This window comes from Streptomyces sp. NPDC048420 (assembly GCF_040651535.1).
Classification (GTDB): domain Bacteria; phylum Actinomycetota; class Actinomycetes; order Streptomycetales; family Streptomycetaceae; genus Streptomyces.
Map to the genome: position 1 here is coordinate 14,190 of NZ_JBEZKG010000048.1, position 24,492 is coordinate 38,681.

The window sequence follows — 24,492 nt, forward strand, 5'->3', positions numbered from 1 at the left end:
CACAAGCAATACGGTGCACGATGCGCAACGATTCCAATGAAAGGCTCGGCGCGTGGCAGACCTGTATGTCGATGGCGAATGGCGGGATCCGCTCGCCGGTGGGCACCGGGACATCCGATGTCCCGCCGACGGTACCCTCGCGGCGACCGTCTCGGAGGCGACTCGCCCCGACACCGAGGCCGCGATCGCAGCGGCCCGCCGCGCCTTCGACGCGGGCCACTGGCCGAACACCCCGGAAGGTGAGCGCGGCGCGCTGTTGCTGCGCACCGCGGACATCATGGAGCGGGACGCCAAGGCGTTCGCCCGCGCCGAGTCCCTGGACACCGGCAAGCGGCTGGTGGAGAGCGAGTACGACATCGCCGATGTCGTCTCCTGCTTCCGCTACTACGGCGGCCTCGCGGGTACCGACGCCGGCCGCGTGATCGACACCGGCCGCGACGACGCCGTGAGCCGGGTCGTCTACGAGCCGGTCGGTGTGTGCGGGCTCATCACCCCCTGGAACTACCCTCTGCTGCAGGCGAGTTGGAAGGTCGCCCCGGCGCTGCTCGCCGGAAACACGATCGTCCTCAAGCCCAGCGAGCTCACCCCCTCCAGCTCGATCCTGCTGATGAAGGCGCTGGCGGAGGCCGGGCTCCCCGCCGGCGCGGCCAACCTCGTCCTGGGTACCGGGCCCGAGGTGGGTGCGCCGCTCTCCGAGGACCCCCGTGTCGACATGGTCTCCTTCACCGGGGGCCTGGAGACCGGCAAGCGGATCATGGCGACCGCCGCCGCGACCGTGAAGAAGGTCGCGCTGGAGCTCGGCGGCAAGAACCCCAACGTCGTCTTCGCCGACGCCGACTTCGAGACGGCCGTGGACTTCGCTCTCACGGCCGTCTTCCTGCACTCCGGGCAGGTCTGCTCGGCCGGTGCCCGGCTGATCGTCGAGGACTCGCTGCACGACCGGCTCGTCGACGAGATCGTCCGGCGCGCCCGGCGGATCCGGCTCGGCGGCCCCTTCGACGCCGAGGCCGAGACGGGAGCGCTGATCTCAGCACAGCACCTGGCGAAGGTCGAGGCGTACGTGGCCGCGGGGATCGCCGAGGGCGCCGTACTGCGCTGCGGCGGTGCACGGCCGGACGATCCCGCGCTGGGAGACGGCCACTACTACCCGCCCACCGTGCTCGACGAGTGCACGCAGGACATGCGGGTGGTGCACGAGGAGTCCTTCGGACCCGTGCTGACCATCGAGCGCTTCACCGACGAGGACGATGCCGTACGTATCGCCAACGACACCGAGTACGGGCTCGCCGGAGCCGTGTGGACGCAGGACGCCGGGAAGGCGCAGCGGGTCGCCCGGCGGCTGCGCCACGGCACGGTGTGGATCAACGACTACCACCCCTATGTGCCGCAAGCGGAATGGGGTGGCTTCGGGCACTCGGGCGTGGGCCGGGAGCTGGGACCGACCGGCCTGAACGAGTACCGCGAGCCCAAGCACATCTGGCAGAACATCCAACCTCGGCCGCAGCGCTGGTTCCGCGGCTGAACGCCGAAAGAAGGTCGAACGTGACCACACAGACCGAGGTGCCGCAGCGGCGCGGCACGCCCCAGGACTCGGGCTCCACCCCGGTCATCTCCGTGCGCAGGCTGTGGAAGGTGTTCGGGCCGAAGGCCGACCAGGTCCCGGACTCCGAGGAGCTGTGCGGCCTCACCCGCCGCGAGCTCATGGACCGCACCGGATGCACCGCCGCCGTCCGAGACGTTCACTTCGACGTCTCGCCCGGCGAGGTCTTCGTCGTCATGGGCCTGTCCGGCTCCGGCAAGTCCACGCTGGTGCGATGTCTGACCCGGCTGATCGAACCCACCGCCGGTGAGATCGTCTTCGAGGGCGAGGACATCCGCCAGGCCGACGAGAAACGCCTGCGCGACCTGCGCCGCCGCAAGTTCTCCATGGTCTTCCAGCACTTCGGACTGCTGCCCCATCGCCGCGTCCTGGACAACGTGGCGTTCGGTCTGGAGATCCGCGGCATGGGCAGGGCCGAGCGCAACAAGCGGGCCCAGGAGGTCGTCGAGCTGGTCGGCCTCGCGGGTTACGAGAACTCCTACCCCGACCAGCTGTCCGGCGGCATGCAGCAGCGCGTGGGCCTCGCCCGGGCACTGGCCGGCGACCCGGACGTGCTCCTCTTCGACGAGCCGTTCTCGGCGCTCGACCCGCTGATCCGCCGTGACATGCAGAACGAGGTCATCCGCCTGCACCACGAGGTCGGCAAGACCATGGTGTTCATCACCCACGACCTCTCCGAGGCCCTCAAACTGGGCGACCGCATCCTGATCATGCGCGACGGCAAGATGGTCCAGTGCGGCACCGGCGACGAACTCGTCGGCGCCCCGGCGGACGACTACGTCCGCGAGTTCGTCAAGGACGTGCCGCGCGGCGACGTGCTCACCCTGCGCTGGATCATGCGCCCGCCGGAGGACGGGGACGCCCTGGACGGCCCCGAGCTCGGTCCGGACGTCGTAGTGAAGGAGGCCACCCGGGCGGTGCTCGCGGCCGACAAGCCGGTCAAGGTCGTCGAGAACGGCAAGCTGCTCGGCATAGTCGGCGACGAGGAGATCCTCGCGGTGGTCGCCGGGCAGGAAGGCGGCGCCTGATGACCGTCGTCATGGCGAAGCCCGAGAAAACAGAGGCCGCAGAGCCGGTCGCTCCCGTCAAGGCGGCGCGCAGGATCAGCCGGCCCATGGTGGTCGGCGCGATCGTGGTCGTCTGGCTGGTGCTGTTCGCCGTACTGCGCGGAAAGCAGACGCTGTCGCTGGCGGCGGCCGACCTGACCGATCTGCACCGGTGGATCAACGACTTCAACGACTCCATCGGCGCCAACCGCAACTCCAACCCGCTCTTCCTGTACTTCTTCAACGAGATCCGGCTGGTCATCGACAACCTGGTGACCTTCATCCAGCACCTGATCTCGCAGCCCTCCGGGGCCCGCCCGGTCCCGGAGATCGGCTGGCTCGGTGTGGTCGGCATCGCCGGCTACGTCTCCTGGGCCGTGGGCAACTGGCGGGTCGCGCTGCTGACCGTGGCCGGGTTCACCTTCTTCGGGCTGCAGGGGCTGTGGCAGGAGAGCATGGACACCCTCTCCCTCACGCTCTCCGCGGTGTTTGTGGCGCTGCTGTTCGCGATCCCGCTCGGGGTGTGGGCCGGGCTGTCGGACCGGTTCAACCGGATCGCCACGCCCTTCCTGGACTTCATGCAGACGATGCCGACCTTCGTCTACCTGGCACCGCTGACCCTGTTCTTCCTCATCGGCGGCGCCTCCGCCACCATCGCCACCGCGGTCTACGCGGCCCCGCCGACAATCCGCATCACCGCGCACGCCATCCGCAACGTCTCCAAGACGACGGTCGAGGCGGCCGACTCCCTCGGCGCCACCCGCCGCCAGTCGCTGCTGAAGGTCCTGCTGCCGATGTCCAAGCGGACCGTGGTGATGGGCGTCAACCAGACCATCATGGCCGCCCTGGCCATGGTGACCATCGCGGCCCTGATCAACGCGCCGGGCCTCGGCGTGAACGTCCTGCAGGCGCTGCAGTCGCTCGACGTCGGCACGGCCTTCAACGCGGGCCTCGCCATCGTGGTCATGGCGATCGTCCTGGACCGGGTGACCACCGCGGCCGCCGCCCGCGAGGAGAACGCGCGGCGCTCCAAGAACCGCCTCCTGAAGTGGCGGCGGCCGCTGCTGGGCGCCGGTGCGGCCGTCACGGCGGTCCTGATCTATCTGTCGCACACCTACCTGTGGGCGGCCGACTTCCCCGGTGACGGCACGGTCGGCAGCCACATCGCGAGCGCGGCGGACAGCGCGACCAACTGGGCGCAGGACAGCCTCTCGGGCGTCACCAACGCCATCCGTGACGTCATCACCAACGGCCTGCTCAACCCGTTCCAGACGCTGGTCACCGACTCCCCGTGGTGGCTTGTCGGCGCGGTGCTGGTGGCGCTGGGCGTGGTGCTCGGCGGCTGGAAGTCCGGGGTCACCACAGCCGTGTGCGTGGGCCTGCTGGTCGGCACCGGTCTGTGGTCGGACGCCATGACCACCCTGGCCTCGACGCTCGTCGCAACGGTCCTGGTGATGGCGCTCGGCATCGTCTTCGGGGTGTGGATGGGGCGGAGCATGACGGTGGACCGGCTGATCCGGCCCACCCTGGACGCCGCCCAGGTCATGCCGCCCTTCGTCTACCTCGTGCCGTTCCTCGCGCTGTTCGGCCCCACCCGCTTCACGGCCATCGTCGCCGCGATCGTCTACGGGGCCCCGGTCGCCATGAAGATCATCGCGGACGGGATCCGGGCGGTGCCCGAGACCACCGTGGAGGCGGCGACCTCCGCCGGGTGCAACACCTGGCAGATCATCACCAAGGTTCAACTGCCGATGTCACGCAGTGCCCTGACGCTTGCGACCAACCAGGGCCTGATCTACGTGCTGTCGATGGTTGTTGTGGGCGGCCTGGTAGGTGCGGGCGCCCTCGGCTACGACGTCGTGGCCGGATTCTCACGGGGGGAGCTGTACGGGAAGGGGCTTGCCGCGGGTCTGGCCATCGTCCTTCTCGGAGTCATGTTCGACCGGATCACTCAGGCCGCGGCGCGCCGCGCCACCGCTTAAGGAGCACGACACCATGGCAAGACACTGGCGAGCCGGCGCGGCCGGCCTGGCCGTCCTCGGCCTCACCCTCACCGCGTGCGGCGGGGCGAAGGTCGGAGACAGCTCCTCCGCGGGCTCGGGAAGCTCGGGCAAGTGCGGCACCTTCAATCTGGCCATCAACCCGTGGGTGGGCTACGAGGCGGACGCGGCGGTCGTCGCGTACGTCGCCCAGCACAACCTCGGCTGTACGGTCAACAAGAAGAACCTCAAGGAAGAGATCGCCTGGCAGGGCTTCGGCTCCGGCGAGGTCGACGCGGTCCTGGAGAACTGGGGCCACCCCGACCTGGTGAAGAAGTACATCGACCAGCAGAAGACCGCCGTGGACGCCGGCCCGACCGGCAACGAAGGCCTCATCGGCTGGTACGTGCCGCCGTGGCTGGCCAAGGCGCACCCCGACATCCTCGACTACAAGAACCTCAACAAGTACGCGTCGAAGTTCAAGACGTCCGAGTCGGGCGGCAAGGGCCAGCTCCTCGACGGCGACCCGTCGTACGTCACCCACGACGAGGCGCTGGTGAAGAACCTGAAGCTGGACTTCAAGGTGGTGTACGCGGGCAGTGAGACGGCGCTGATCCAGGCCTTCCGCACCGCCGAGAAGAACAAGCAGTGGGTGATCGGCTACTTCTACGAGCCGCAGTGGTTCCTGTCCGAGGTCCCGCTGAAGAAGGTCAGCCTGCCCCCGTACAAGGACGGCTGTGACGCCGACGCGGCGAAGGTCGCCTGCGACTATCCCGTGTACAAGCTCAACAAGATCGTCAGTGCGAAGTTCGCCAAGTCCGGCAGCCCCGCCTACAACCTGGTGAAGAACTTCAACTGGACGAACGACGACCAGAACGAGGTCGCCAAGTACATCGCGCAGGACAAGATGACGGACGAGGCGGCGGCCAAGAAGTGGGTCGAGGCCAACAAGGACAAGGTCGACGCCTGGCTCAAGTAGCGTCGGCGTCCGCCGCTGATGTGGTTGTTCTCCGGCCAAGGCTCCGTGGGTGTGTTGCGTGAACTGCCGGAGAACAACCTATTTCGCCCGCGATTCCTCTCGAATTCCAACATGAAATCCTCACCTGGAGCGTGGCCGCCGGCAAAATGGTCAAGCTGCGGCAAAAAGGTCAAGCTGCGGCAAAAATGATTTCCGAGGTCCGCGGTGAAGGCGTCTCCCCGGTAAGATCTCGTCCGGAATGACACACGGTTACGACCAAACCCAAATTCATTCGGAAACGGGGAGACGTGGGGATTCGCAAATATACGCGGAGCGTTCTGATTGCCGGGATTCTGCTTGGGACATCCATCTTCACGCCGGCCACTCAGGCTGACGCTGCAGCTGGGCAGTACCACTTGAACCTCGGTCAGAAGCTGACCGTCGGGAAGTGCATCGTGTCCACTAAGGGGCAGCGCGGGGCTGTCGCAAAGCTTTGCATGGGCAAGTATGCCAACGCGCTCATCTACTACAAAGGTGTTCTAAAGGCTGAGTTCGGACCGAATCACGTGACGTCGGCTCAGCCCAAGGCCTACATCACGCTCGCGTCCGACCACAACGTCAAGATTTATAAGTACTCCGGTGGGCCACTTCTGTTCAACAGCAAGACCGCCGGGAGATTCCCGGCGACCCAGCTGTGGATCGACTCCTGCGCGGCTCTTCCCTACTGGAACGTCGCCCTGGTCAAGCCTGGAAGCTTCAACTGGCCCTGGAAGGGCGAACACTGCGTCGGCTAGTTGTACCCGGCCAGTCGGGTAGGACCGCCGCATTGCTGCGGCGGTCCCCCTCGGAACCGGCCGTGCGGGCTTTCCCCGCAGCTCGGCTCAAGCAAGCCCGAGAGGCTCACAGGCGTGCAGTGCAGGACGAGTGGAGTTCCCACTCGGTGGGGCTGGACGGCGGAGCGTCGGCGTGCAGCAGCGGTCCCCGGCAGATCAGAAACTGCCCGTTCTGTGCCTGGAGCAGGCGCAGGGTGGCACGGTTGATCGACGGCGGTGGGCTGGTGCGGCGCCGTTCGGCCCAGTAGGTCGCCAGGGCAGGGTCGTCCGGGAAGGCCGAGCCGTGGACCATCTGGTGTCGGACGATCTTCGTCCAGGCGTATTTCAGCAGGTAGGCGCCGCTGTCGCGGTCACCGAACACCCACTGGTCCTGCCGGGACTTGTTGAACGTGCCGTAGTACCGGGTGGTGACCCAGTGCCGGGGCTTGTTCGGGTGCGCGCGGGTCGCCCACTTGTAGGTGAGCTTCCACATGTAGTCGTCCAGCGTGGTGAAGACCTCGCTGGCGACCACGCTCCGGTAGTAGGCCGACCTGCCCCGGATCCGTCTGACGGCCTCACGGCTGGGCTTGATCAGCAGCTTGCCGTGACAGCGGCGGATGGTGAAAGCCGAGAAAGTCGCAGCCTTCTTCGAGGTGGACGACGCGCGTTTTGTCCTCGGTGAAGACCAGTCCCCTCGGCCTCAGCCACTCGGCAAGCCGGGCCTTGACCTGTTCGGCCCGTTCCCGTGAATGGCACAGGGCGACGAGATCGTCGGCGTATCTCACCAGCAGCGGGGAGCCCGGCATGGTGTCACCGGCACGGCGTCCGGTCTGCCGGTACTGGACTCCCGCAGCCGTCTCCATCCCATGCACGGCGATGTTCAGGAGCACAGGGCTGATGACGCCGCCTTGAGGAGTTCCCTCCTCGGTTGGCGTGAACCGGCCTTCCTCGACCACACCTGCTCGCAGCCACTGCCCGATCCGTTCCCGCGCGGGGAATGTGCCGAGCTGCTGAAGCAGGTGGTCGTGGTCGATTCGGTCGAACGCCGCTGCCAGATCCGCGTCCAGTACCCACCGGCGGCGGGCCTTGCTGTCCTTGGCCGTCCAGTAGATCGCCGCGATGGCGTCCTGACAGCTGCGGCCGGGCCGGAAGCCGTACGACTTCGGCTCGAACCGCGCTTCCCACTCCGGTTCCAGTGCCTGGGAGACGCGGGCTTGCTCGACCCGGTCCAGGATCACGGGAATGCCGAGCGGGCGTCTCCTGCCGCCTGGCTTGGGGATATACACCCGCTTGACGGGCCGGGCTCTGTCCGGGCTGATCCGGTGCTGAACCCGAAGGGCCAGTTCCGCTTTGCCCGAGGCGGTCAGGACGACCTGACCGTCGATCCCGGCCGTCTTGCGTCCTGTGTTGATCTCCGTCACCCGTCGCACGCTGACCAGCGTGCTGGACAGAGAGCGGAGCATCAGTTTCTGCAAGTTGCGGACCCTTTTGAGGTCCCCTGCCTGCGATGCCGTGAAGATTCTCTGCCGCAGTCGCCGTACTGACTCCTCCTGGACCTGCCAGTCGATGGCATCCCAGTCGAGCGGAGTGTCCTCCGGTCCGTTCACCGGGTTCAACAGCGTTCCTCACAGGCTCACCCGGCCCACGTCAGCACCCTTTCGGGTCGGGCATCCGCCCGTATCCGGCCAGTTATGCGGGACTCGGCGGAGGTGCCGGTGCTGTCCCGGTTTTCTGCTGCCTTTCGGCGGCCGGCGTTGGCTTCTTGGACCGTCCTGCACCCGCTGGGGAGTTGGGTCTTCCTTACGGTCGGCTGACCAGACCAGCAGGTCTGGACCCCAACGGGGTTGTCGCGTTCCGCACGCGTGAGATGCGACCGGGGTGGGCGCCCTCATTACCCCGGGGCGGTGGTGTCCTCCCGGCCGACTCGGAGTCTTCGACCGGCACCCGCCGCTTCTCAGCGGCCGGCCCTGCACCCCGCTCATGCTTCCCATCTGCGAGGCTTGCCATCACGGAGCATCGTTGAGGGTTCAGTGGGCTTCCCCGTCCGGTCTTCCCCTTGCCTGTGACCCCCGGATGGAACGGGAGCCCTTGGGCTTCTCCCCCGAGCTTCGCGCCCCGCCGTTACCAGCGGGTCCCAGATCGCGCTGCCACGCTAACTCGTTCGCCGCCCAGTGCCGTAAGCCCGTAAGCCGACCATCACACGATCGAGCTAAACGTCCCTGCGTGCTGAGCTCTTGACACCCCTCCCCGAGGCGGGCACATTGAGTTGCGCAACCTGAAGCACGTTGCGCAGAAAGCAACTCAACGGTTTGAATTTCGGAGGTGCGGCGATGGCGGGACCCCGAGTGGTGATCATCGGAGCGGGCGTCGTGGGAGCGGCCCTCGCTGACGAGATCTCCGCGCGAGGCTGGACCGAAGTGACCGTGGTCGACCAGGGCCCGCTGCCCGCCACGGGAGGCTCCACCTCACACGCCCCGGGCCTGGTCTTCCAGACGAACTCCTCGAAGACCATGACGGAGCTCGCCCGCTACACCGTCGAGAAGTTCTGTTCCCTCGACGTCGACGGCAAGCCCTGCTTCCTCCAGGTCGGCGGCCTCGAAGTGGCGACCACGCCGGAGCGCCTGACCGAACTGCACCGCCGGCACGGCTGGATCACCGCCTGGGGCGTCGAGTCGCGGATCCTGAGCGCCGACGAGTGCGTCGAGAAGCACCCGCTGGTCGACCGTGACAAGGTCCTCGGCGGCCTCCTCGTCCCGACCGACGGTCTCGCCAAGGCGGTCCTCGCCGTCGAGGCACAGATCCGCCGGGCCACCGAGCGCGGTGTGCGCTTCCTGGCCCGCCACGAGGTCCTGGACGTCCTGAAGGCCGACGGCGAGGTGACCGGTGTCCTGACCGACCAGGGCGAGATCCCCGCCGACATCGTGGTGTGCTGCGCCGGCATCTGGGGCCCGAAGATCGCCCGCATGGCCGGTATGAACCTGCCGCTGACCCCGCTCGCTCACCAGCTCGCCTGGACCGGCCCGATACCCGCCCTCGCCGGCCAGACGGAGGAGGCGGTCCGCCCGATCCTGCGCCACCAGGACGCCGACCTCTACTACCGCGACCGCTTCGACGGCATCGGCATCGGCTATTACGGCCACCGTCCGATGCCGATCTCCGCGGACGACATCCGCGCCTTCGACGAGAACGCAGAGATGCCCTCGGTCCTGAAGTTCACCGAGGAGGACTTCGAGCCGGCCTGGGCGGAGACCCAGTCCCTGCTCCCCTCGACGCGCGAGGCGAAGGTCGAGGAGGGCATCAACGGCCTGTTCTCCTTCACCACTGACAACTTCCCGCTCCTCGGCGAGTCGAGGGACGTCAAGGGCTTCTGGGTCGCCGAGGCGGTCTGGGTCACCCACTCCGCGGGCGTCGGCCGGGCCATGGCCGAATGGCTGGTCGACGGGCACTGCTCGTCCTTCGACCTGCACGAGTGCGACGTCAACCGCTTCGAGCCGCACCAGCTCTCCCCGGAGTACGTCCTGGCCCGCGACTGCCAGAACTTCGTCGAGGTCTACGACATCCTCCACCCCCTCCAGCCGTCCGGCGCCCCGCGCCCGATCCGCACCAGCCCCTTCCACCCCCGCCAGCAGGAGCACGGCGCCTTCTTCCTGGAGGCGAGCGGCTGGGAGCGCCCGCAGTGGTACGAGGCCAACGCGCAGCTGGTCGAGGGCCGCAACATCCCCACCCCGAACGACTGGGCCGCGCAGTTCTGGTCGCCGATCGTCGGCGCCGAGGCGCAGGCCACCCGCGAGACCGTCGCGATGTACGACATGACGGCCCTCAAGCGCCTTGAGGTGAGCGGGCCCGGCTCCGCCGAGTTCCTGGAGCGCCTGTGCACCGGCAAGGTCGCCAAGTCGGTCGGCTCGGTCACCTACACCCTGCTGCTCGACCACGACGGAGGCATCCGCAGCGACGTCACCGTCGCCCGCCTCGCCCACGACCTCTTCCAGGTCGGCGCCAACGGCAACCTGGACCTCGACTGGTTCACCCGCCACCTCCCCGCCGACGGCACCGTCCAGGTCCGCGACATCACTCCCGGCACCTGCTGCATCGGCCTGTGGGGCCCGCTGGCCCGCAAGGTCCTCCAGACGCTGACGGACGAGGACTTCTCCAACGACGGCCTGAAGTACTTCCGCGCCAAGCGTGCCTACATCGGCTCGGTGCCCGTCACCGCGATGCGCCTGTCGTACGTCGGCGAGCTCGGCTGGGAGCTCTACACCACCGCCGACCAGGGCCTGAAGCTGTGGGACACCCTGTGGCAGGCGGCGAAGCCGCTGGGCGGCGTCATCGCCGGCCGCGGCGCCTTCAACAGCCTCCGCCTGGAGAAGGGCTACCGCTCCTTCGGCACCGACATGACCTACGAGCACGACCCCTACGAGTCCGGCGTCGGCTTCGCCGTCAAGGCCGACAAGGAGGACTTCATCGGCAAGGCGGCACTGGAGAGGCGCAAGGCCGACGTACGGCGCAAGCTCACCTGCCTCACCATCGACGATCCGCAGGCGGTCGTCCTCGGCAAGGAGCCGGTGTACGACGGCGACCGCCCGGTCGGCTACGTCACCAGCGCCGCCTACGGTTACACCATCGGCAAGGGCATCGCCTACGCGTGGCTTCCGGCCGAGCTCACCACTCCCGGCACGCCCGTACAGATCGGCTACTTCGACCAGCGCGTCGAGGCGGTCGTCGCCGAGGAGCCCCTGTTCGACCCCACCATGTCCCGCCTCCGTGGCTGACATCTCGCGTCGACTCCGATGGAAGGAGCACCGCCGGTGAACGCACAGCTGCTCGACGGCAAGGCGACCGCCGCCGAGATCCGCCGCGAACTCGCGGAACGCGTGGCCAAGTTGACGGCCACCAGCGGCCGCCCGCCGGGCCTCGGCACGGTCCTGGTCGGCGACGACCCGGGCAGCCGGGCCTACGTCGGCGGAAAGCACCGCGACTGCGCCCAGGTCGGTATCTCCTCGATCCGCCGGGATCTGCCCGCCGACGCCTCACAGGAGCAGGTCGAGGAGACGATCGACGAGCTCAACGCCGACCCTGCCTGTACCGGCTACATCGTCCAACTCCCGCTCCCGCGCCACCTGGACGCAAACGCCGTACTGGAACGAATGGACCCGGCCAAGGACGCCGACGGACTGCACCCCGTCAACCTCGGCCGGCTCACCCTGGGCGTCGAGGCACCGCTGCCGTGCACCCCGCGCGGCATCGTGGAACTGCTCCGTCGCCACGACGTACCGCTCGCCGGAGCCCGCGTCTGTGTGATCGGCCGGGGCATCACGGTAGGACGCCCCATCGGCCTCCTCCTCACCCGCCGCTCCGAGAACGCCACCGTCACCCTGTGCCACACCGGCACCAAGGGTCTCGCCTGGCACACCCGAGAGGCGGACATCGTCATCGCCGCCGCCGGCTCGCCCGGACTGGTCACCAAGGACATGCTGCGCCCCGGCGCCGCGGTCCTGGACGTCGGCATCACCCGCACCGACCAGGGCCTGGTCGGCGACATCCACCCGGACGCCGCCGAGGTCGCCGACTGGATCGCGCCGATGCCCGGCGGTGTGGGCCCCATGACCCGGGCGATGTTGCTGGCCAACGTCGTCGAGGCCGCCGAGAGGAACGCCACCGCCCTATGAACGCGCACGTCCCCGAGCACCCGCAGAATCCGCACCTCGCAGAAGCCCTTTCAGAAGACGGAGACGTCCGATGAGCCCCCGTACCCCCAGCGCCGACCTCCCCGACCACCCCGACTGGCTGTGGCGCAACCCCGAGCCCAAGAAGTCGTACGACGTGGTGATCGTCGGCGGCGGCGGACACGGTCTGGCCACCGCGCACTACCTGGCGAAGAACCACGGCATCACCAATGTCGCGGTGCTGGAGAAGGGGTGGCTCGCGGGCGGCAACATGGCCCGCAACACCACGATCATCCGCTCCAACTACCTGTGGGACGAGAGCGCCGGCATCTACGAGCACGCTCTCAAGCTGTGGGAGGGGCTGGCGGAGGAGCTGGACTACCCGATCCTGTTCTCCCAGCGCGGTGTGCTGAACCTGGCCCACAGCCTCCAGGACGTCCGCGACAGCGTGCGCCGGGTCGAGGCGAACCGCCTCAACGGCGTGGACGCGGAGTGGCTCGACGCGGACGGCGTCAAGGAAGTCTGCCCGATCGTCAACATCTCGCAGGACGTGCGCTACCCGGTGCTGGGCGCCACGTACCAGCCGCGCGCGGGCATTGCCAAGCACGACTACGTCGCCTGGGGCCTGGCCCGCTCGGCCGACGCCGCCGGTATCGACATCATCCAGAACTGCGAGGTCACCGGCCTCGACGTGGTCGGCAACCGGGTAGTCGGAGTCCAGACCAACCTCGGCCCCATCGCGGCCGGCAAGGTCGCCCTCTGCTCGGCGGGCCACACCTCGGTCCTCGCCGCCATGGCGGGCATCGAACTGCCCATCCAGAGCCACCCCTTGCAGGCCCTGGTCTCCGAGCTCCTGGAGCCGGTGCACCCCACGGTGGTCATGTCCAACGCCGTCCACGTGTACGTCAGCCAGGCGCACAAGGGCGAGCTGGTGATGGGCGCGGGCATCGACGCGTACAACTCGTACACCCAGCGCGGTGCCTTCCACATCATCGAAGAGCAGATGGCGGCGGCCCTGGAGCTCTTCCCGGTCTTCGCCCGCGCCCACGTCCTGCGCACCTGGGGCGGCATCGTCGACACCAGCCCCGATGCCTCTCCGATCATCGGACTCAGCCCCGTCGACAACCTCTACCTCAACTGCGGCTGGGGCACGGGCGGTTTCAAGGCCACCCCTGGCGTCGGCTGGGTCTACGCCCACACCATCGCCCACGACACCCCGCACGCCCTCAACGCCCCCTTCTCGCTCGACCGTTTCACCACCGGCGCGCTCGTCGACGAGCACGGCGCCGCCGCGGTGGCCCACTAGGGATCCTCAAGGGAGCCGAACGACATGCTGCTCATCCCCTGCCCGTGGTGCGGGCCCCGCGACGAGGCCGAGTTCCACTACGGCGGCCAGGCCCACGTGCCGTACCCGGAGAACCCGGCGACCCTCCCCGACGAGGAGTGGGCCCGCTACCTGTTCTTCCGAGACAACCCGAAGGGCCCCTTCGCCGAGCGCTGGAGCCACGCGGCGGGCTGCCGACGGTGGTTCAACGCGGTACGGGACACGTCGACGAACGAGATCCTGACGGTGTACAGGTCGGGCGAGGACCGCCCGGCACCCGTTGAGCCGAGGTCGGCGATACCAGCCCGTCCGGCGTTTGAGGACGAGGCCCTTTCGGGGCCGACGGGGGTCCAGGGGGCAGAGCCCCCTGGCGGGGTCGAAGGGGCGGAGACTCTTCAGGACGGGACGGGTAGGGGCGGTGGGGGCGAGACAACTCAGTTCCGCCACCCCACCCGCGGCCGCATCGACCGCGACACCCCCCTCACCTTCACCTTCGACGGCACCGAATACCAGGGCTACCGAGGTGACACCCTCGCCTCCGCCCTCCTCGCCAACGGCGTCATCCAGGCCGGCACCAGCATCAAGCTCGGCCGCCCCCGAGGCATCTTCTCCGCCGGCGTCGAGGAACCCAATGCGGTCGTCCAGATCGAGGAACCCTTCCCGGAACCCATGCTCCCCGCCACCACCGTCGAGCTCTACGACGGCCTGGTCGCGAGCAGCCTCCCCGGCCAGGGACGCCTCGCCACCGAACCGGACCCCGCCCGCTACGACGCCGTACACGCCCACTGCGACCTGCTGATCGTCGGCGCCGGCCCGGCCGGACTCGCGGCAGCGGCGGCCGCAGCGGGAAGCGGCGCCCGCGTCATCCTCGCCGACGACCAGCCGGAACTCGGCGGGAGCCTCCTCGGCACGGCCCAACACCTCGACTGGGTACGGGAGGTGACGGAGCAGCTCGACGCCGCCCCCGAGGTCCGTGTCCTGCCCCGCACCACCGTCTTCGGCTACTACGACGACAACCACCTCCTCGCCGTCGAGCGCCGCACCAACCACCTCGGCGCCGCCGCCCCCGAGGACGTCTCCCGCGAACGCGTCTGGCGCATCCGTGCCCGCCGGGTCGTCCTCGCCACCGGCGCCCACGAGCGTTCGCTGGCGTTCGCGAACAACGACCGCCCCGGCGTGATGCTGGCCTCCTCGGCCCGCACCCACGTCAACCGCCACGGCGTCCTGCCCGGCCGTCAGGCCGTGGTCTTCACGACCAACGACAGCGCGTACGCGGCGGCCCTGGACCTCGCCTCGGCGGGCCTGGCCGTCGCGGCGATCGTCGACACCCGCCCCGAACCGGGGGAGTGGGCCGAGCGCGCGAAGGCGGCCGGTATCGAGGTGCTCGCGGGCCATGCGGTCACCGGTACCGAGGGCGAGGCGCGGCTGACCTCGGTGACCGTCGCCCCGTACGGAGAGACCGTGGGACAGCGGGAGTTCGCCGCCGACCTGCTGCTGGTCTCCGGCGGCTGGAACCCGGTGGCGCACCTGTTCAGCCAGTCCGGTGGCAAGCTGCGCCACGACGAGACGCTGGGCTCCTTCGTCCCCGACACCTGCCGCCAGGCCGTCGAGGTCGCCGGCAGCGCGAGCGGCGTCCTCGACCCGGCCACGGTCCTGGCACAGGGCGCGGCCGCCGGAGCCCGCGCCATCGAGGCCGAGGGCTACCCGCCCGAGGCGCCCCGCCTCCCCGAGGTGCCCGCGCAGCCGCGGCCGACGCCGCCGATGCACGTGTACGTCGTCCCGGGTGCCGCGGACGGTCCGCGCTTCGTCGACCTCCAGCGCGACGTCACCGTCGACGACCTGGCCATCGCGACCGGCGCCGGTCTGCGCTCGGTCGAGCACACCAAGCGCTACACGACCGCCGGCACCGCCAACGACCAGGGCAAGACCTCCGGCATCCTGGCCAGCGGCGTCGTCGCCGAACTGCTCGGCGTGGACATCTCGGCGCTCGGCACGACCACGTTCCGCCCGCCGTACACGCCCGTGTCCTTCGCCGCTCTCGCCGGCCGCGACCGGGGTGTGCTGAGCGACCCGGTCCGCACGACCGCCCTCCACGAGTGGCATGTCGCGCACGGCGCCCTCTTCGAAAACGTCGGCCAGTGGAAGCGTCCCTGGTACTACCCGCAGGACGGCGAGGACATGGAGGCGGCCGTACTGCGCGAGTGCGCCGCCGCCCGCGAGAGCGTCGGCTTCATGGACGCCTCCACCCTCGGCAAGATCGACGTGCAGGGCCCGGACGCCGGAGTCTTCCTCGACCGGCTCTACACCAACATGATGAGCACCTTGAAGGTCGGCATGATCCGCTACGGCGTCATGTGCCGCCCGGACGGCATGGTCTTCGACGACGGCACCGTCATCCGCGTCGCCCCGGAGCGCTTCCTGGTCACCACGACGACGGGCAACGCCGCCGCCGTACTCGACTGGATGGAGGAGTGGCACCAGACCGAGTGGCCCGAGCTGAAGGTGCACTGCACCTCCGTGACCGAGCAGTGGGCCACGGTCGCGCTCGTCGGTCCGAAGTCCCGGGAGGTCCTCGCCTCCCTCGCGCCCCAACTGGCCGTGGCCAACGACGACTTCCCGTTCATGGCCTGGCGGGAGACGACCGTCGCGGGCATCGAGGCCCGGGTCTGCCGGATCAGCTTCTCCGGCGAACTCGCCTTCGAGATCAACGTGTCACCGTGGCAGGGCCTCGCCCTGTGGGAGGCCGTGTACGAGGCCGGCGCCCCGTACGGCATCACCCCGTACGGCACGGAGACCATGCACGTCCTGCGTGCCGAGAAGGGCTACCCGATCATCGGCCAGGACACCGACGGCACGGTGACTCCGCAGGATCTCGGCATGAGCTGGGTGGTGTCGAAGAAGAAGCCGGACTTCGTCGGCAAGCGGTCCTACGCCCGCGCGGACACGTCCCGCCCCGACCGCAAGCACCTGGTCGGCCTGCTCCCCGAGGACCCGGGCACCTTCCTCCCGGAGGGCACCCACCTGGTCGCCGACGGTGTGTTGCCGGCCCCGCCCGTCCCCATGCTCGGCCATGTCACCTCCAGCTATCGCAGCGCCGCACTCGGCCGGACGTTCGCGCTCGCCCTGATCAAGGGCGGCCGGGACCGCATCGGCGAGCGGCTGTACGCCCCCGTCGGCGACCAGCTGGTGCCAGTGACCGTCGCCGGTCCTGTCCTCTACGACCCCGAGGGAGCTCGCCGCGATGGCTGACACCGCCCTTACCGTCCCGCTCCGCAGTCCGCTGTCGCAGGCCGCGGACCGCCTGGCCGCCGCGACCCGCTCGTCCGGGGGTGCGATCAGGCTGGCCGAACTCCCCTTCCTGACCCAGCTCAACGTGCGCCTTGACGCCAAGGGAGCGGCGGCGGCAGCCGTCGGGCTCGCGCTGGACCTCCAGCTGCCGCTCCAGCCGAACACCGTAGTCCGCGCGGGGGAGTTGACCGCGCTGTGGCTCGGCCCGGACGAGTGGCTGCTGGTGGGACCGCCGGGGAGCGAACGGGACCTGGAGAGCCGGATCCGGGAGGCCACGGGCGACGAGCACGTCTCCGTCACCGACGTCTCCGCACAGCGCACCACGCTTCTCGTCGCGGGCCCGCGCGCCCGTGACCTGCTGGCCCACGGCTGTTCGCTGGACCTGCATCCGCGGGTCTTCGGCCCCGGCCGCTGTGCCCAGACGACACTGGGCCGCACACAGGTCGTCCTGGTCGCCCGGGACGAACCCGGGGCCGGATTCTGGGTTTTGGTGCGCTCGACGTTCGCCGGATATCTGGCGGACTGGCTGCTCGACGCGGCGACCGAGTACCTCTGAGAGCCTGTGACACGGGCTCTGAGGAAAATCCGACGGGCCGCACCCCGTCGGCCCCTGTGGGAGCTCCGCTCACGAGCTCCCACAGGGCTTTGCACAGCACGTTTCGTCATACGCATCGAAAGTGGGACGCCTGTGACCGCCACCGCCCACACCGCCCTTCCACCTCACCGGGGAACACCGGTACGGCATCCCGGGACACCCGTGCTACACCCGCACGGGCTGCCACGCCCCGCCAGGACGCTGGTGATGGGCGTCGTGAACGTGACGCCGGACTCGTTCTCCGACGGCGGGCTGTCGTTCGCGGCCGACGCCGCTGTCACGCACGGGCTCGCGCTGCTCGAACAGGGTGCGGACATCGTGGACGTGGGTGGCGAGTCGACCCGCCCCGGCGCGGTACGACCGTCGGTCGAGGAGGAGCTGCGACGCGTCCTGCCCGTCGTCCGGGAACTCTCCGCGGCGGGCGCGATCGTGAGCGTCGACACCATGCGGGCGGAGGTCGCCGCACGCGCGCTGGACGCGGGTGCGCGGTTGGTCAACGACGTCTCGGGGGGCCTCGCCGACCCCGCGATGCTGCCGCTGATGGCCAGGGCGAGCACGCCGTACGTGCTGATGCACTGGCGTGGCCACTCCGCGGGCATGCAGGCGAACGCCGTCTACGACGACGTCGTCACCGATGTGTTCGACGAGCTGCGCCTGAGGATCGACGCCGCGCTGGAGGCGGGGATACCGCCCGACTGCCTGGCCGTCGACCCCGGCCTTGGCTTCGCCAAGACGCCCGAACACAACTGGGAGCTGCTGGGCCGCCTGGGGGACTTCATGGCCCTGGGGCACCCCGTCCTTGTGGGCGCGTCACGCAAGTCTTTCCTTGGCAGTCTGCTGGCCGACCGTACGACGGGACAGCCCCGCCCCGCGCGGCTGCGCGATGCAGGGACCACCGCCGTGTCCGTACTCGCCGCCGCCCAGGGCGTCTGGTGTCTGCGCGTCCACGACGTCGCGTCGACGGCGGACGCGGTACGTGTGACGGCCCGCTGGGGCGTCGAGGCGGCGGCGTCGGAACGGTGCCCGCTGGGCTGAACGCGGCGGATGTCGAACGCCGCTGGGCCCGAGCGCCCCTGTGGACCCTCAGCCCAGATAGCCCATCCGGTGGCTGATCTCGTCCGCGCCACTGATCAGCACGGGTGCGATCTCGTGGATGCGTTCCTCGGTGAAGCGGTACGCGGGGCCGGAGGCGCTGAGTGCGGCGACGACATCGCCGTCGCGGGAGCGGATCGGGGCCGCCAGGGCCTGGAGTCCGATCTCGAGCTCCTCCAGCGTCACGGCGTACCCACGCTCCCGCGCCTCGGCGAGGTTCTTCTCCAGCTTCGTCCTGGCGGTCAGGGTGTGCGGCGTGTGCTTCCGCACCGTGGTCGCCGCGAGCACGGCGTCGCGCTCCTTCGCCGACAGATGGGCCAGCAGGATCTTGCCGCTCGACGTGGCGTAGACCGGGGTGAGCTGGCCGACCCAGTTGTGCGTGCCGACGGCGCCCGGACCGCGTACCTGATACAGGTTGACCGCGAAGTGCTCCTGCAGGACGGCGATGTTGACGGTCTCGCCGATCTCCTCACTGAGCCGCTCGCAGACCTGCCGGCCCTGCTGGGTGATGTCGAGGCGGCCCGTGACCGCGCCGGCCAGGCGTACGATCCCGAAGCCCAGTCGGTACTTGCCCCGCTCGGCCGTCTGCTCGACGAGTCCGCGTGCCTCCAGCGCCCCGAGCAGCCGGAACGCGGTCGACTTGTGGACGTCGATCTCGGCGGCCACCTCGCTGACGCCCGCCTCGCCGCGCTGGGCGAGAATCTCCAGGACGCTGACCGCGCGGTCGACGGACTGCACTCCGTTCACCGCGGGCCCCGCTGTTTCGCTGTCTGCGGTGTAGTTGCTCATAGCGCAACTATATGCGCGGGTCTCCGTGGGGCTTCAAGGGTTTCACGGGTCCTGTGGAGGCCGTGGAGACGGGCGGCGACGGCTGGATCCAGCCGCCCGCATGGTCGCACGGCCCACCGGGTCAGCGGAAGACCACGGTGCAGTGGCCGTTCACCAGCACCCGGTTCTCGCTGTGCCACTCGACGGCGCGGGCGAGCACCTGGGCCTCGACGTCACGGCCCATGGTGACCAGCTCGTCAGGGGCGCGGGAGTGGTCCACGCGGACGACGTCCTGCTCGATGATCGGCCCTTCGTCGAGGTCGGAAGTGACGTAGTGCGCTGTGGCCCCCACGAGCTTGACGCCGCGTTCGTGCGCCTGGACGTACGGCTTTGCGCCCTTGAAGCTCGGCAGGAAGGAGTGGTGGATGTTGATGGCCCGGCCGTCGAGCTGCTTGCACAGGTCGTCGGAGAGGATCTGCATGTAGCGGGCCAGTACCACCAGGTCGACGTCCAGTTCTCGCACGAGTTCCATCAGCCGTGCCTCGGCGTCGGCCTTGGTGTCCTTGGTCACCGGGATGTGCTGGAAGGGGATGCCGTAGCTCTCCGCCAATGGCTCGAAGTCGCGGTGGTTGGAGACGATCGCGGGGATCTCGATGTTGAGCGCGCCGGTGGACTTGCGGAACAGCAGGTCGTTCAGGCAGTGGCCGAACTTCGACACCATGATCAGTATGCGGGTCGGCGTCGAGGCGTCGTGCAACTGCCAGGTGATTCCGTATGCCTGGCTCACCGGCCCGAAGCCGGTGCGCAGGTCCTCCAGGGAGATGCCGGGGTCCGAGACGTCGAAGTGCACCCGCATGAAGAAGCGGTCCTGCAGTCGGTCGTCGAACTGGTGGCTCTCCAGGATGTTGCCCGAGTGGCTCACGAGGAAGGTGGTCACGGCGTGGACGAGGCCGGCCTGGTCGGGGCAGGAGAGGGTGAGGATGAACTCACGGCCGGGCCGCGGTCGAGGAGACATGTCTTCCTCCGTCGTCGAGTGGTGCGGATTGCGCAACATGATGAGCAATACGCAACATGATTGACGGGTGCGACCGCGTGGTCAAGGGGTGATCCTGCACCGGGTCAACCGGGAGGGCGGGTCGAACTCCTCGACGCTGTAGGCGCAGCCGTCTGCGCGGGCGCGCTTCAGCTGGGCCCTGCTCGACGAGCTCCCGCGTCTCCAGGGCGGTGGCCGGCCGGGGCGCCCGGTGGACCGACTGCACCCGCGCCCGGGTCCGCGCCGCCCGCGGGAGCTGATGAAGGGCGTCGCGACAGCCTGCGCGAGAGCGGGCTCGAACCGTTCCGTTTTCCGACGGGATGGCGACTTCGCTCCGTCAGCCTCTTGACAGTGGGTGTCCGCAGGGAGACAGTTTTGGCCAGGTCGTTGCTTATGGCGAAGGAAGTTGCGTGATGTGCAACTTGATCGGTGGCTCGGCCGCCGGGCCCAGCCCGGGCCTCCGGAGTAGTTCTCGAGGAGATCGACCGTGACGCACGAGGTACGCGCCGTCGTCGCCCGGGGCCCCGGTAAGGCCCTGGTGCGGGTGCAGGCCTGCGGTGTCTGCCACACCGACCTGTACTACCCGGAGGGCGGGATCAACGACGAGTTCCCCTTTCTGCTCGGCCACGAGGTCACGAGGCCGCGGGTGTCGTCGAGTCGGTCGGTGAGGGCGTCACCGACGTCGCGCCCGGCGACTTCGTCGTCCTCAACTGGCGTGCCGTCTGCGGCCCTTGCCGCGCCTGCAGCAAGGGCAAGGCGTGGTACTGCTTCGTCACCCGCAACGCCGGCCGGCCCATGACCCTGGCCGACGGCACCCCGCTGTCCCCGTCCCTCGGCATCGGCGCCTTCGCCGAGAAGGCCCTGGTCGCCGCCGGTCAGTGCACCAAGATCGACTCGACGGCCTCGCCCGCCGCGGCCGGTCTGCTCGGCTGCGGGGTGATGGCCGGGTTCGGCGCCGCGGTCAACACCGGCGGTGTGGGCCGCGGCGACTCGATCGCGATGATCGGCTGCCGTGGCGTCGGCATGTCCGCGATCGCGGGCGCCAAGGTGGCCGGCGCCTCTCGCATCATCGGCGAGATCCTCGCCGACCTGGCGACCGAAGGCACCACCGACTGTCCCATCGCCCTGTTCGACCCTCGCCGCGTGCGCGTCTGACATCTTCCGAAGGTGACGAGATGACCCTAACGAATCTGCCGCCCAGCCTGATCCCCACGCTGTCCGGTGAGTACTACACCGCCCCCGACGTCTTTGCCCAGGAGCAGGAGCGGGTCTTCGAGGCCATGTGGTTCTGCGTGGCCCGCGCCGCCGAGCTGGACAAGCCCGGCGCCTTCCGCACCTACCAGGTGGGCCGTGAGAGCGTACTGATCTCCCTCTCGCGGGACGGCTCGATCAAGGGCTTCCTCAACATCTGCCGGCACCGCGGCGCCAAGCTCTGCACCGAGGAGTCCGGTGAGGTCAAGCGTGCCTTCCAGTGTCCGTACCACGCCTGGACCTACGGCCTGGACGGCAAGCTGGTCGCCGCGCCGAACCTGACGTCGATGCCGGACATCGACCGGACCGAGTACGGCCTGATCAACGTCCATGTGCGGGAGTGGCTCGGCTATGTGTGGGTGTGCCTCGCCGACGAGCCGCCCTCCTTCGAGGTCGACGTACAGGGTGCGATCGTCGAGCGGCTCGGCGACCTGGAGTCGATCGAGCGCTACGGCATCGAGAACCTCGCTGTCGGCAAGCGGATCGTCTACGACGTGAAGGCGAACTGGAAGCTCATCATCGAGAACTTCATGGAGTGCTACCACTGCGCCACGATCCACCCCGAACTCACCGAGGTGCTCCCGGAGTTCGCGGATGGCTACGCCGCCCAGTACTACGTGGGTCACGGCGCGGAGTTCGGTGACGAGGTCCAGGGCTTCACGGTCGACGGCTCGGAGGGGCTGGACCGCATTCCCGGGGTCGCCGACGACCAGGACCGCCGGTACTACGTGATCACCGTCCGGCCGCAGGTCTTCATCAACCTCGTGCCCGACCACGTGATCTTCCACCGGATGTACCCGGTGTCCGCGGACCGCACGATCGTCGAGTGCGACTGGCTGTACCTCCCGCACGTCGTCGAGAGCGGCAAGGACGTCACCCGGTCCGTGGAACTCTTCCACCGGGTCAACCAGCAGGACTTCGACGCCTGCGAGCGCACCCAGCCCGGGATGAGTTCGCGGATGTATGCCAAGGGTGGCGTGCTGGTGCCCAGCGAACACCACATCGGCGAGTTCCACACCTGGCTGCAGAACAAGCTCGAGGTGCGGCCCCCGCGTTGACGATTGGGATCCCCCTCCCATGTGCGTTGCGAATTGTGCAACAAAGTGCATCATTAGAAATTGATGTGCGACACCTCTCTTGACAATGCCGCACCGCGCGGAAACCATGTTGCGTATAGCGAGTGTCGTTGTGTTATATGAGACAACTCCCCTTCTGGAGCCGGCATGAGGAGCATCACCGTCGTCGGAGCGTCGCTGGCAGGACTGAGCACGGTCCGCGCGCTGCGGGCAGAGGGATATGACGGCGAGATCGTCGTCGTGGGGGAGGAGCGCCACACCCCCTACGACCGGCCCCCGCTGTCCAAGGACTTCCTCAAGGGGGACATCGACGTCGAGGGGCTCGCGCTCGGCGACGCGGACGAGTACGAGGTCCTGGACGTGCAGTGGCTGCTCGGCCAGTGCGCCGTGCGGCTCGACCCCGTAGCCCGCACCGTCACCCTGGCTGGAGGACGGCATGTGCGCACGGAAGGCGTCGTCATCGCGACCGGCGCCGGCCCCCGCACCCTCCCCGGCACCGACGGGCTGGCGGGCGTCCACACCCTGCGCACCCTGGACGACGCCCGGGCCCTGCGCGCCGAACTGCTCGACGGCCTGCCCCGGGTCGTCGTCATCGGTGCCGGGTTCATCGGCGCCGAGGTGGCCTCCACCGCGCACCGGCTCGGGCTCCACGTGACCGTCGTCGAGGCGCTCCCCGTGCCCCTGGAGCGCCAACTCGGGCGTGAGATGGGGCTGGTGGTCTCCTCGCTGCACAGTGATCACGGGGTTCGGCTGCTGTGCGGAACCGGTGTGGCGGAACTGATCGGCGAGGACCGGGTAACGGGCGTACGGCTGGCGGACGGGCGGGTGCTGCCTGCCGACATCGTCGTGGCCGGCGTGGGAGTCCGGCCCAACACGGACTGGCTGGCCGGCTCCGGAGTGCAGGTGGACGACGGCGTGGTGTGCGACTCCGGCTGCTCGACCGGCATCCCGGGCGTTGTCGCCGTCGGTGACGTCGCCCGCTGCCCCAACCCGTTCACCGGGCGGCACGCCCGCATCGAACACTGGAGCAACGCCACCGAGCAGGCGAAGACCGCCGCCCGCACGCTGCTGACCGGTGTGTCGGCCCCCGCCCCGCTCACCGCGCCGTACTTCTGGTCCGACCAGTACCGGTCCCGCATCCAGGTCGCCGGGTACGTGGCCCCCGGCGCGGAGCCCGAGGTCGTCGAGGGCGACGTCGACAGCCGCACCTTCACGGCCGTCTACCGGCGTGAGGGCACTCCCGTCGCCGTCCTCTCCCTCAACCAGCCGAAGTTCTTCAACCGGCTCCGCCGTACCCTCGTCCCCGCCGCCGCGGCCGTCGCGTCATGACCTCCGTGCCCCAACTCTCCCTGGAACCCGCAGCGGAGAACGACACGAGCATTCCTCGGCACCTGCGTTACACCTGGGACCACGAGTGGCTCGCGGTGGACGAGGGCAACGCCACCGTCGGCATCACCGCGTTCGCGGCGAAGGTCCTCGGTGACGTCGTCCACCTCCGACTGCCCGCGGTCGGCTCCTGGGTCGAGGCGGGGGAGAGCTGCGGACGGATCGAGTCACTGACCGCCGTCAGCGGCCTGTACGCCCCCGCCTCGGGCCGGGTCCTGGAAGTCAACACCGCGCTGGCCGACGACCCCGGTGTCGTCAACGCCGCCCCCTACACGGGCGGCTGGCTGTTCAGGCTGCGGGTCGAGAACATCGCCGGCGCGCTGACCCCGGATGCCTACGCCGCCCACTGCGCCCACACCCAAGGAGATCGCCGATGACCCTGTTCAACCAGGCCCTGCACGAGCTGGACCCGGAGATCGCCGCCGCGGTCGAGGCGGAGTTGAGGCGTCAGCAGTCCACCCTCGAGATGATCGCGTCGGAGAACTTCGCTCCGCTCGCGGTCATGGAGGCGCAGGGCTCGGTCCTCACCAACAAGTACGCCGAGGGCTACCCGGGCCGTCGTTACTACGGCGGCTGCGAGCACGTCGACGTGGCCGAGCAGATCGCGATCGACCGGGTCAA

The 24,492-nt window shown here is 69.2% G+C and carries 18 protein-coding genes and 2 pseudogenes; 16 read left to right on the forward strand and 4 right to left on the reverse strand.

The genetic code is table 11. From position 1 onward, the window contains the following. Positions 1-52: 52 nt before the first annotated feature. The 5 genes from AB0D34_RS44940 to AB0D34_RS44960 all read left to right on the forward strand — a co-directional run bounded on the left by AB0D34_RS44940 (position 53) and on the right by AB0D34_RS44960 (position 6,377). A complete protein-coding gene (locus AB0D34_RS44940) occupies positions 53-1,522 on the forward strand; it encodes an aldehyde dehydrogenase family protein (RefSeq protein WP_362673461.1) in 1,470 nt (489 codons plus the stop codon). Between the two features lie 20 nt (positions 1,523-1,542). Beyond that, the gene (locus AB0D34_RS44945; protein WP_362673463.1) at positions 1,543-2,628 is read left to right on the forward strand and encodes a glycine betaine/L-proline ABC transporter ATP-binding protein; all 1,086 of its coding nucleotides are present in this window, start codon (positions 1,543-1,545) and stop codon (positions 2,626-2,628) included. Beyond that, the gene (locus AB0D34_RS44950) at positions 2,628-4,628 is read left to right on the forward strand and encodes an ABC transporter permease subunit (RefSeq protein WP_362673466.1); all 2,001 of its coding nucleotides are present in this window, start codon (positions 2,628-2,630) and stop codon (positions 4,626-4,628) included. Before AB0D34_RS44945 ends, AB0D34_RS44950 begins: the two co-directional genes overlap by 1 nt. Before the next feature lie 13 nt (positions 4,629-4,641). Then, positions 4,642-5,604, forward strand: coding sequence for an ABC transporter substrate-binding protein (locus AB0D34_RS44955; RefSeq protein ID WP_362673469.1), 963 nt, complete (start codon positions 4,642-4,644; stop codon positions 5,602-5,604). Between the two features lie 287 nt (positions 5,605-5,891). Next, on the forward strand, positions 5,892-6,377 hold the full coding sequence (locus AB0D34_RS44960; RefSeq protein ID WP_362673470.1) for a hypothetical protein: 486 nt from the start codon (positions 5,892-5,894) through the stop codon (positions 6,375-6,377). 106 nt (positions 6,378-6,483) lie between these two features. On the opposite strand, the gene AB0D34_RS44965 is transcribed toward AB0D34_RS44960, so the two are convergent. Both AB0D34_RS44965 and AB0D34_RS44970 read right to left on the reverse strand, forming a co-directional pair. Next, on the reverse strand, positions 6,484-6,927 hold the full coding sequence (locus AB0D34_RS44965) for a group II intron maturase-specific domain-containing protein (protein WP_362673472.1): 444 nt from the start codon (positions 6,925-6,927) through the stop codon (positions 6,484-6,486). Positions 6,928-6,970: 43 nt separating this feature from the next. Then, positions 6,971-8,002: a reverse transcriptase domain-containing protein gene (locus AB0D34_RS44970; protein ID WP_362673500.1), complete on the reverse strand. Its 1,032-nt coding sequence runs from the start codon at positions 8,000-8,002 to the stop codon at positions 6,971-6,973. Positions 8,003-8,725: 723 nt separating this feature from the next. Between AB0D34_RS44970 and AB0D34_RS44975 the strand changes: the two genes are divergently transcribed. From AB0D34_RS44975 to folP, 6 genes are all read left to right on the forward strand, one after another. After that, positions 8,726-11,164, forward strand: coding sequence for an FAD-dependent oxidoreductase (locus AB0D34_RS44975; RefSeq protein WP_362673475.1), 2,439 nt, complete (start codon positions 8,726-8,728; stop codon positions 11,162-11,164). A gap of 36 nt (positions 11,165-11,200) precedes the next feature. Then, positions 11,201-12,061 carry a bifunctional methylenetetrahydrofolate dehydrogenase/methenyltetrahydrofolate cyclohydrolase gene (locus AB0D34_RS44980; protein ID WP_362673477.1) on the forward strand — a complete coding sequence of 287 codons (861 nt, stop codon included), beginning with the start codon at positions 11,201-11,203 and terminating at the stop codon, positions 12,059-12,061. A gap of 70 nt (positions 12,062-12,131) precedes the next feature. Beyond that, a complete protein-coding gene (locus AB0D34_RS44985) occupies positions 12,132-13,364 on the forward strand; it encodes a sarcosine oxidase subunit beta family protein (RefSeq protein ID WP_362673478.1) in 1,233 nt (410 codons plus the stop codon). Positions 13,365-13,388: 24 nt separating this feature from the next. Continuing rightward, a complete protein-coding gene (locus tag AB0D34_RS44990) occupies positions 13,389-16,631 on the forward strand; it encodes a sarcosine oxidase subunit alpha family protein (RefSeq protein ID WP_362673481.1) in 3,243 nt (1,080 codons plus the stop codon). Further along, the gene (locus AB0D34_RS44995) at positions 16,624-17,226 is read left to right on the forward strand and encodes a sarcosine oxidase subunit gamma family protein (RefSeq protein ID WP_362673484.1); all 603 of its coding nucleotides are present in this window, start codon (positions 16,624-16,626) and stop codon (positions 17,224-17,226) included. The genes AB0D34_RS44990 and AB0D34_RS44995 overlap by 8 nt, the downstream gene beginning before the upstream one ends. 246 nt (positions 17,227-17,472) lie before the next feature. Continuing rightward, the gene (gene folP, locus AB0D34_RS45000; protein ID WP_362673486.1) at positions 17,473-18,300 is read left to right on the forward strand and encodes a dihydropteroate synthase; all 828 of its coding nucleotides are present in this window, start codon (positions 17,473-17,475) and stop codon (positions 18,298-18,300) included. A gap of 48 nt (positions 18,301-18,348) precedes the next feature. On the opposite strand, the gene AB0D34_RS45005 is transcribed toward folP, so the two are convergent. Both AB0D34_RS45005 and purU read right to left on the reverse strand, forming a co-directional pair. Continuing rightward, entirely contained in the window at positions 18,349-19,146 is a 798-nt protein-coding gene (locus tag AB0D34_RS45005; RefSeq protein ID WP_362673488.1) for an IclR family transcriptional regulator, read from the reverse strand. A gap of 121 nt (positions 19,147-19,267) precedes the next feature. Next, positions 19,268-20,140, reverse strand: coding sequence for a formyltetrahydrofolate deformylase (gene purU / locus AB0D34_RS45010; protein ID WP_362673491.1), 873 nt, complete (start codon positions 20,138-20,140; stop codon positions 19,268-19,270). Between the two features lie 538 nt (positions 20,141-20,678). Between purU and AB0D34_RS45015 the strand changes: the two are divergent. The 5 genes and pseudogenes from AB0D34_RS45015 to AB0D34_RS45035 all read left to right on the forward strand — a co-directional run. Then, positions 20,679-21,229, forward strand: a pseudogene (locus AB0D34_RS45015) (alcohol dehydrogenase catalytic domain-containing protein); the annotation flags it as partial. A 104-nt stretch (positions 21,230-21,333) separates the two neighbouring features. After that, positions 21,334-22,467 (forward strand): aromatic ring-hydroxylating dioxygenase subunit alpha, encoded by a 1,134-nt coding sequence (locus tag AB0D34_RS45020; RefSeq protein WP_362673494.1) that lies wholly within the window; start codon positions 21,334-21,336, stop codon positions 22,465-22,467. A 165-nt stretch (positions 22,468-22,632) separates the two neighbouring features. Next, positions 22,633-23,814, forward strand: coding sequence for an FAD-dependent oxidoreductase (locus AB0D34_RS45025; RefSeq protein ID WP_362673496.1), 1,182 nt, complete (start codon positions 22,633-22,635; stop codon positions 23,812-23,814). Continuing rightward, positions 23,811-24,248 (forward strand): glycine cleavage system protein GcvH, encoded by a 438-nt coding sequence (gene gcvH / locus AB0D34_RS45030; RefSeq protein WP_362673498.1) that lies wholly within the window; start codon positions 23,811-23,813, stop codon positions 24,246-24,248. The genes AB0D34_RS45025 and gcvH overlap by 4 nt, the downstream gene beginning before the upstream one ends. Then, positions 24,245-24,492: pseudogene (locus AB0D34_RS45035) on the forward strand (serine hydroxymethyltransferase); the annotation flags it as partial. The gene gcvH and the pseudogene AB0D34_RS45035, both read left to right, overlap by 4 nt.

Bases quoted from the DNA above. Each gene is read 5' to 3' on its own strand.
- AB0D34_RS45025 (WP_362673496.1), top strand. From the start codon at position 22,633: ATGAGGAGCATCACCGTCGTCGGAGCGTCGCTGGCAGGACTGAGCACG.
- AB0D34_RS44955 (WP_362673469.1), top strand. From the start codon at position 4,642: ATGGCAAGACACTGGCGAGCCGGCGCGGCCGGCCTGGCCGTCCTCGGC.
- AB0D34_RS44995 (WP_362673484.1), top strand. From the start codon at position 16,624: ATGGCTGACACCGCCCTTACCGTCCCGCTCCGCAGTCCGCTGTCGCAG.
- AB0D34_RS44990 (WP_362673481.1), top strand. From the start codon at position 13,389: ATGCTGCTCATCCCCTGCCCGTGGTGCGGGCCCCGCGACGAGGCCGAG.
- gcvH (WP_362673498.1), top strand. From the start codon at position 23,811: ATGACCTCCGTGCCCCAACTCTCCCTGGAACCCGCAGCGGAGAACGAC.
- AB0D34_RS44975 (WP_362673475.1), top strand. From the start codon at position 8,726: ATGGCGGGACCCCGAGTGGTGATCATCGGAGCGGGCGTCGTGGGAGCG.
- folP (WP_362673486.1), top strand. From the start codon at position 17,473: ATGGGCGTCGTGAACGTGACGCCGGACTCGTTCTCCGACGGCGGGCTG.
- AB0D34_RS45005 (WP_362673488.1), bottom strand. From the start codon at position 19,146: ATGAGCAACTACACCGCAGACAGCGAAACAGCGGGGCCCGCGGTGAAC.
- AB0D34_RS45020 (WP_362673494.1), top strand. From the start codon at position 21,334: ATGACCCTAACGAATCTGCCGCCCAGCCTGATCCCCACGCTGTCCGGT.
- AB0D34_RS44950 (WP_362673466.1), top strand. From the start codon at position 2,628: ATGACCGTCGTCATGGCGAAGCCCGAGAAAACAGAGGCCGCAGAGCCG.
- AB0D34_RS44985 (WP_362673478.1), top strand. From the start codon at position 12,132: ATGAGCCCCCGTACCCCCAGCGCCGACCTCCCCGACCACCCCGACTGG.
- purU (WP_362673491.1), bottom strand. From the start codon at position 20,140: ATGTCTCCTCGACCGCGGCCCGGCCGTGAGTTCATCCTCACCCTCTCC.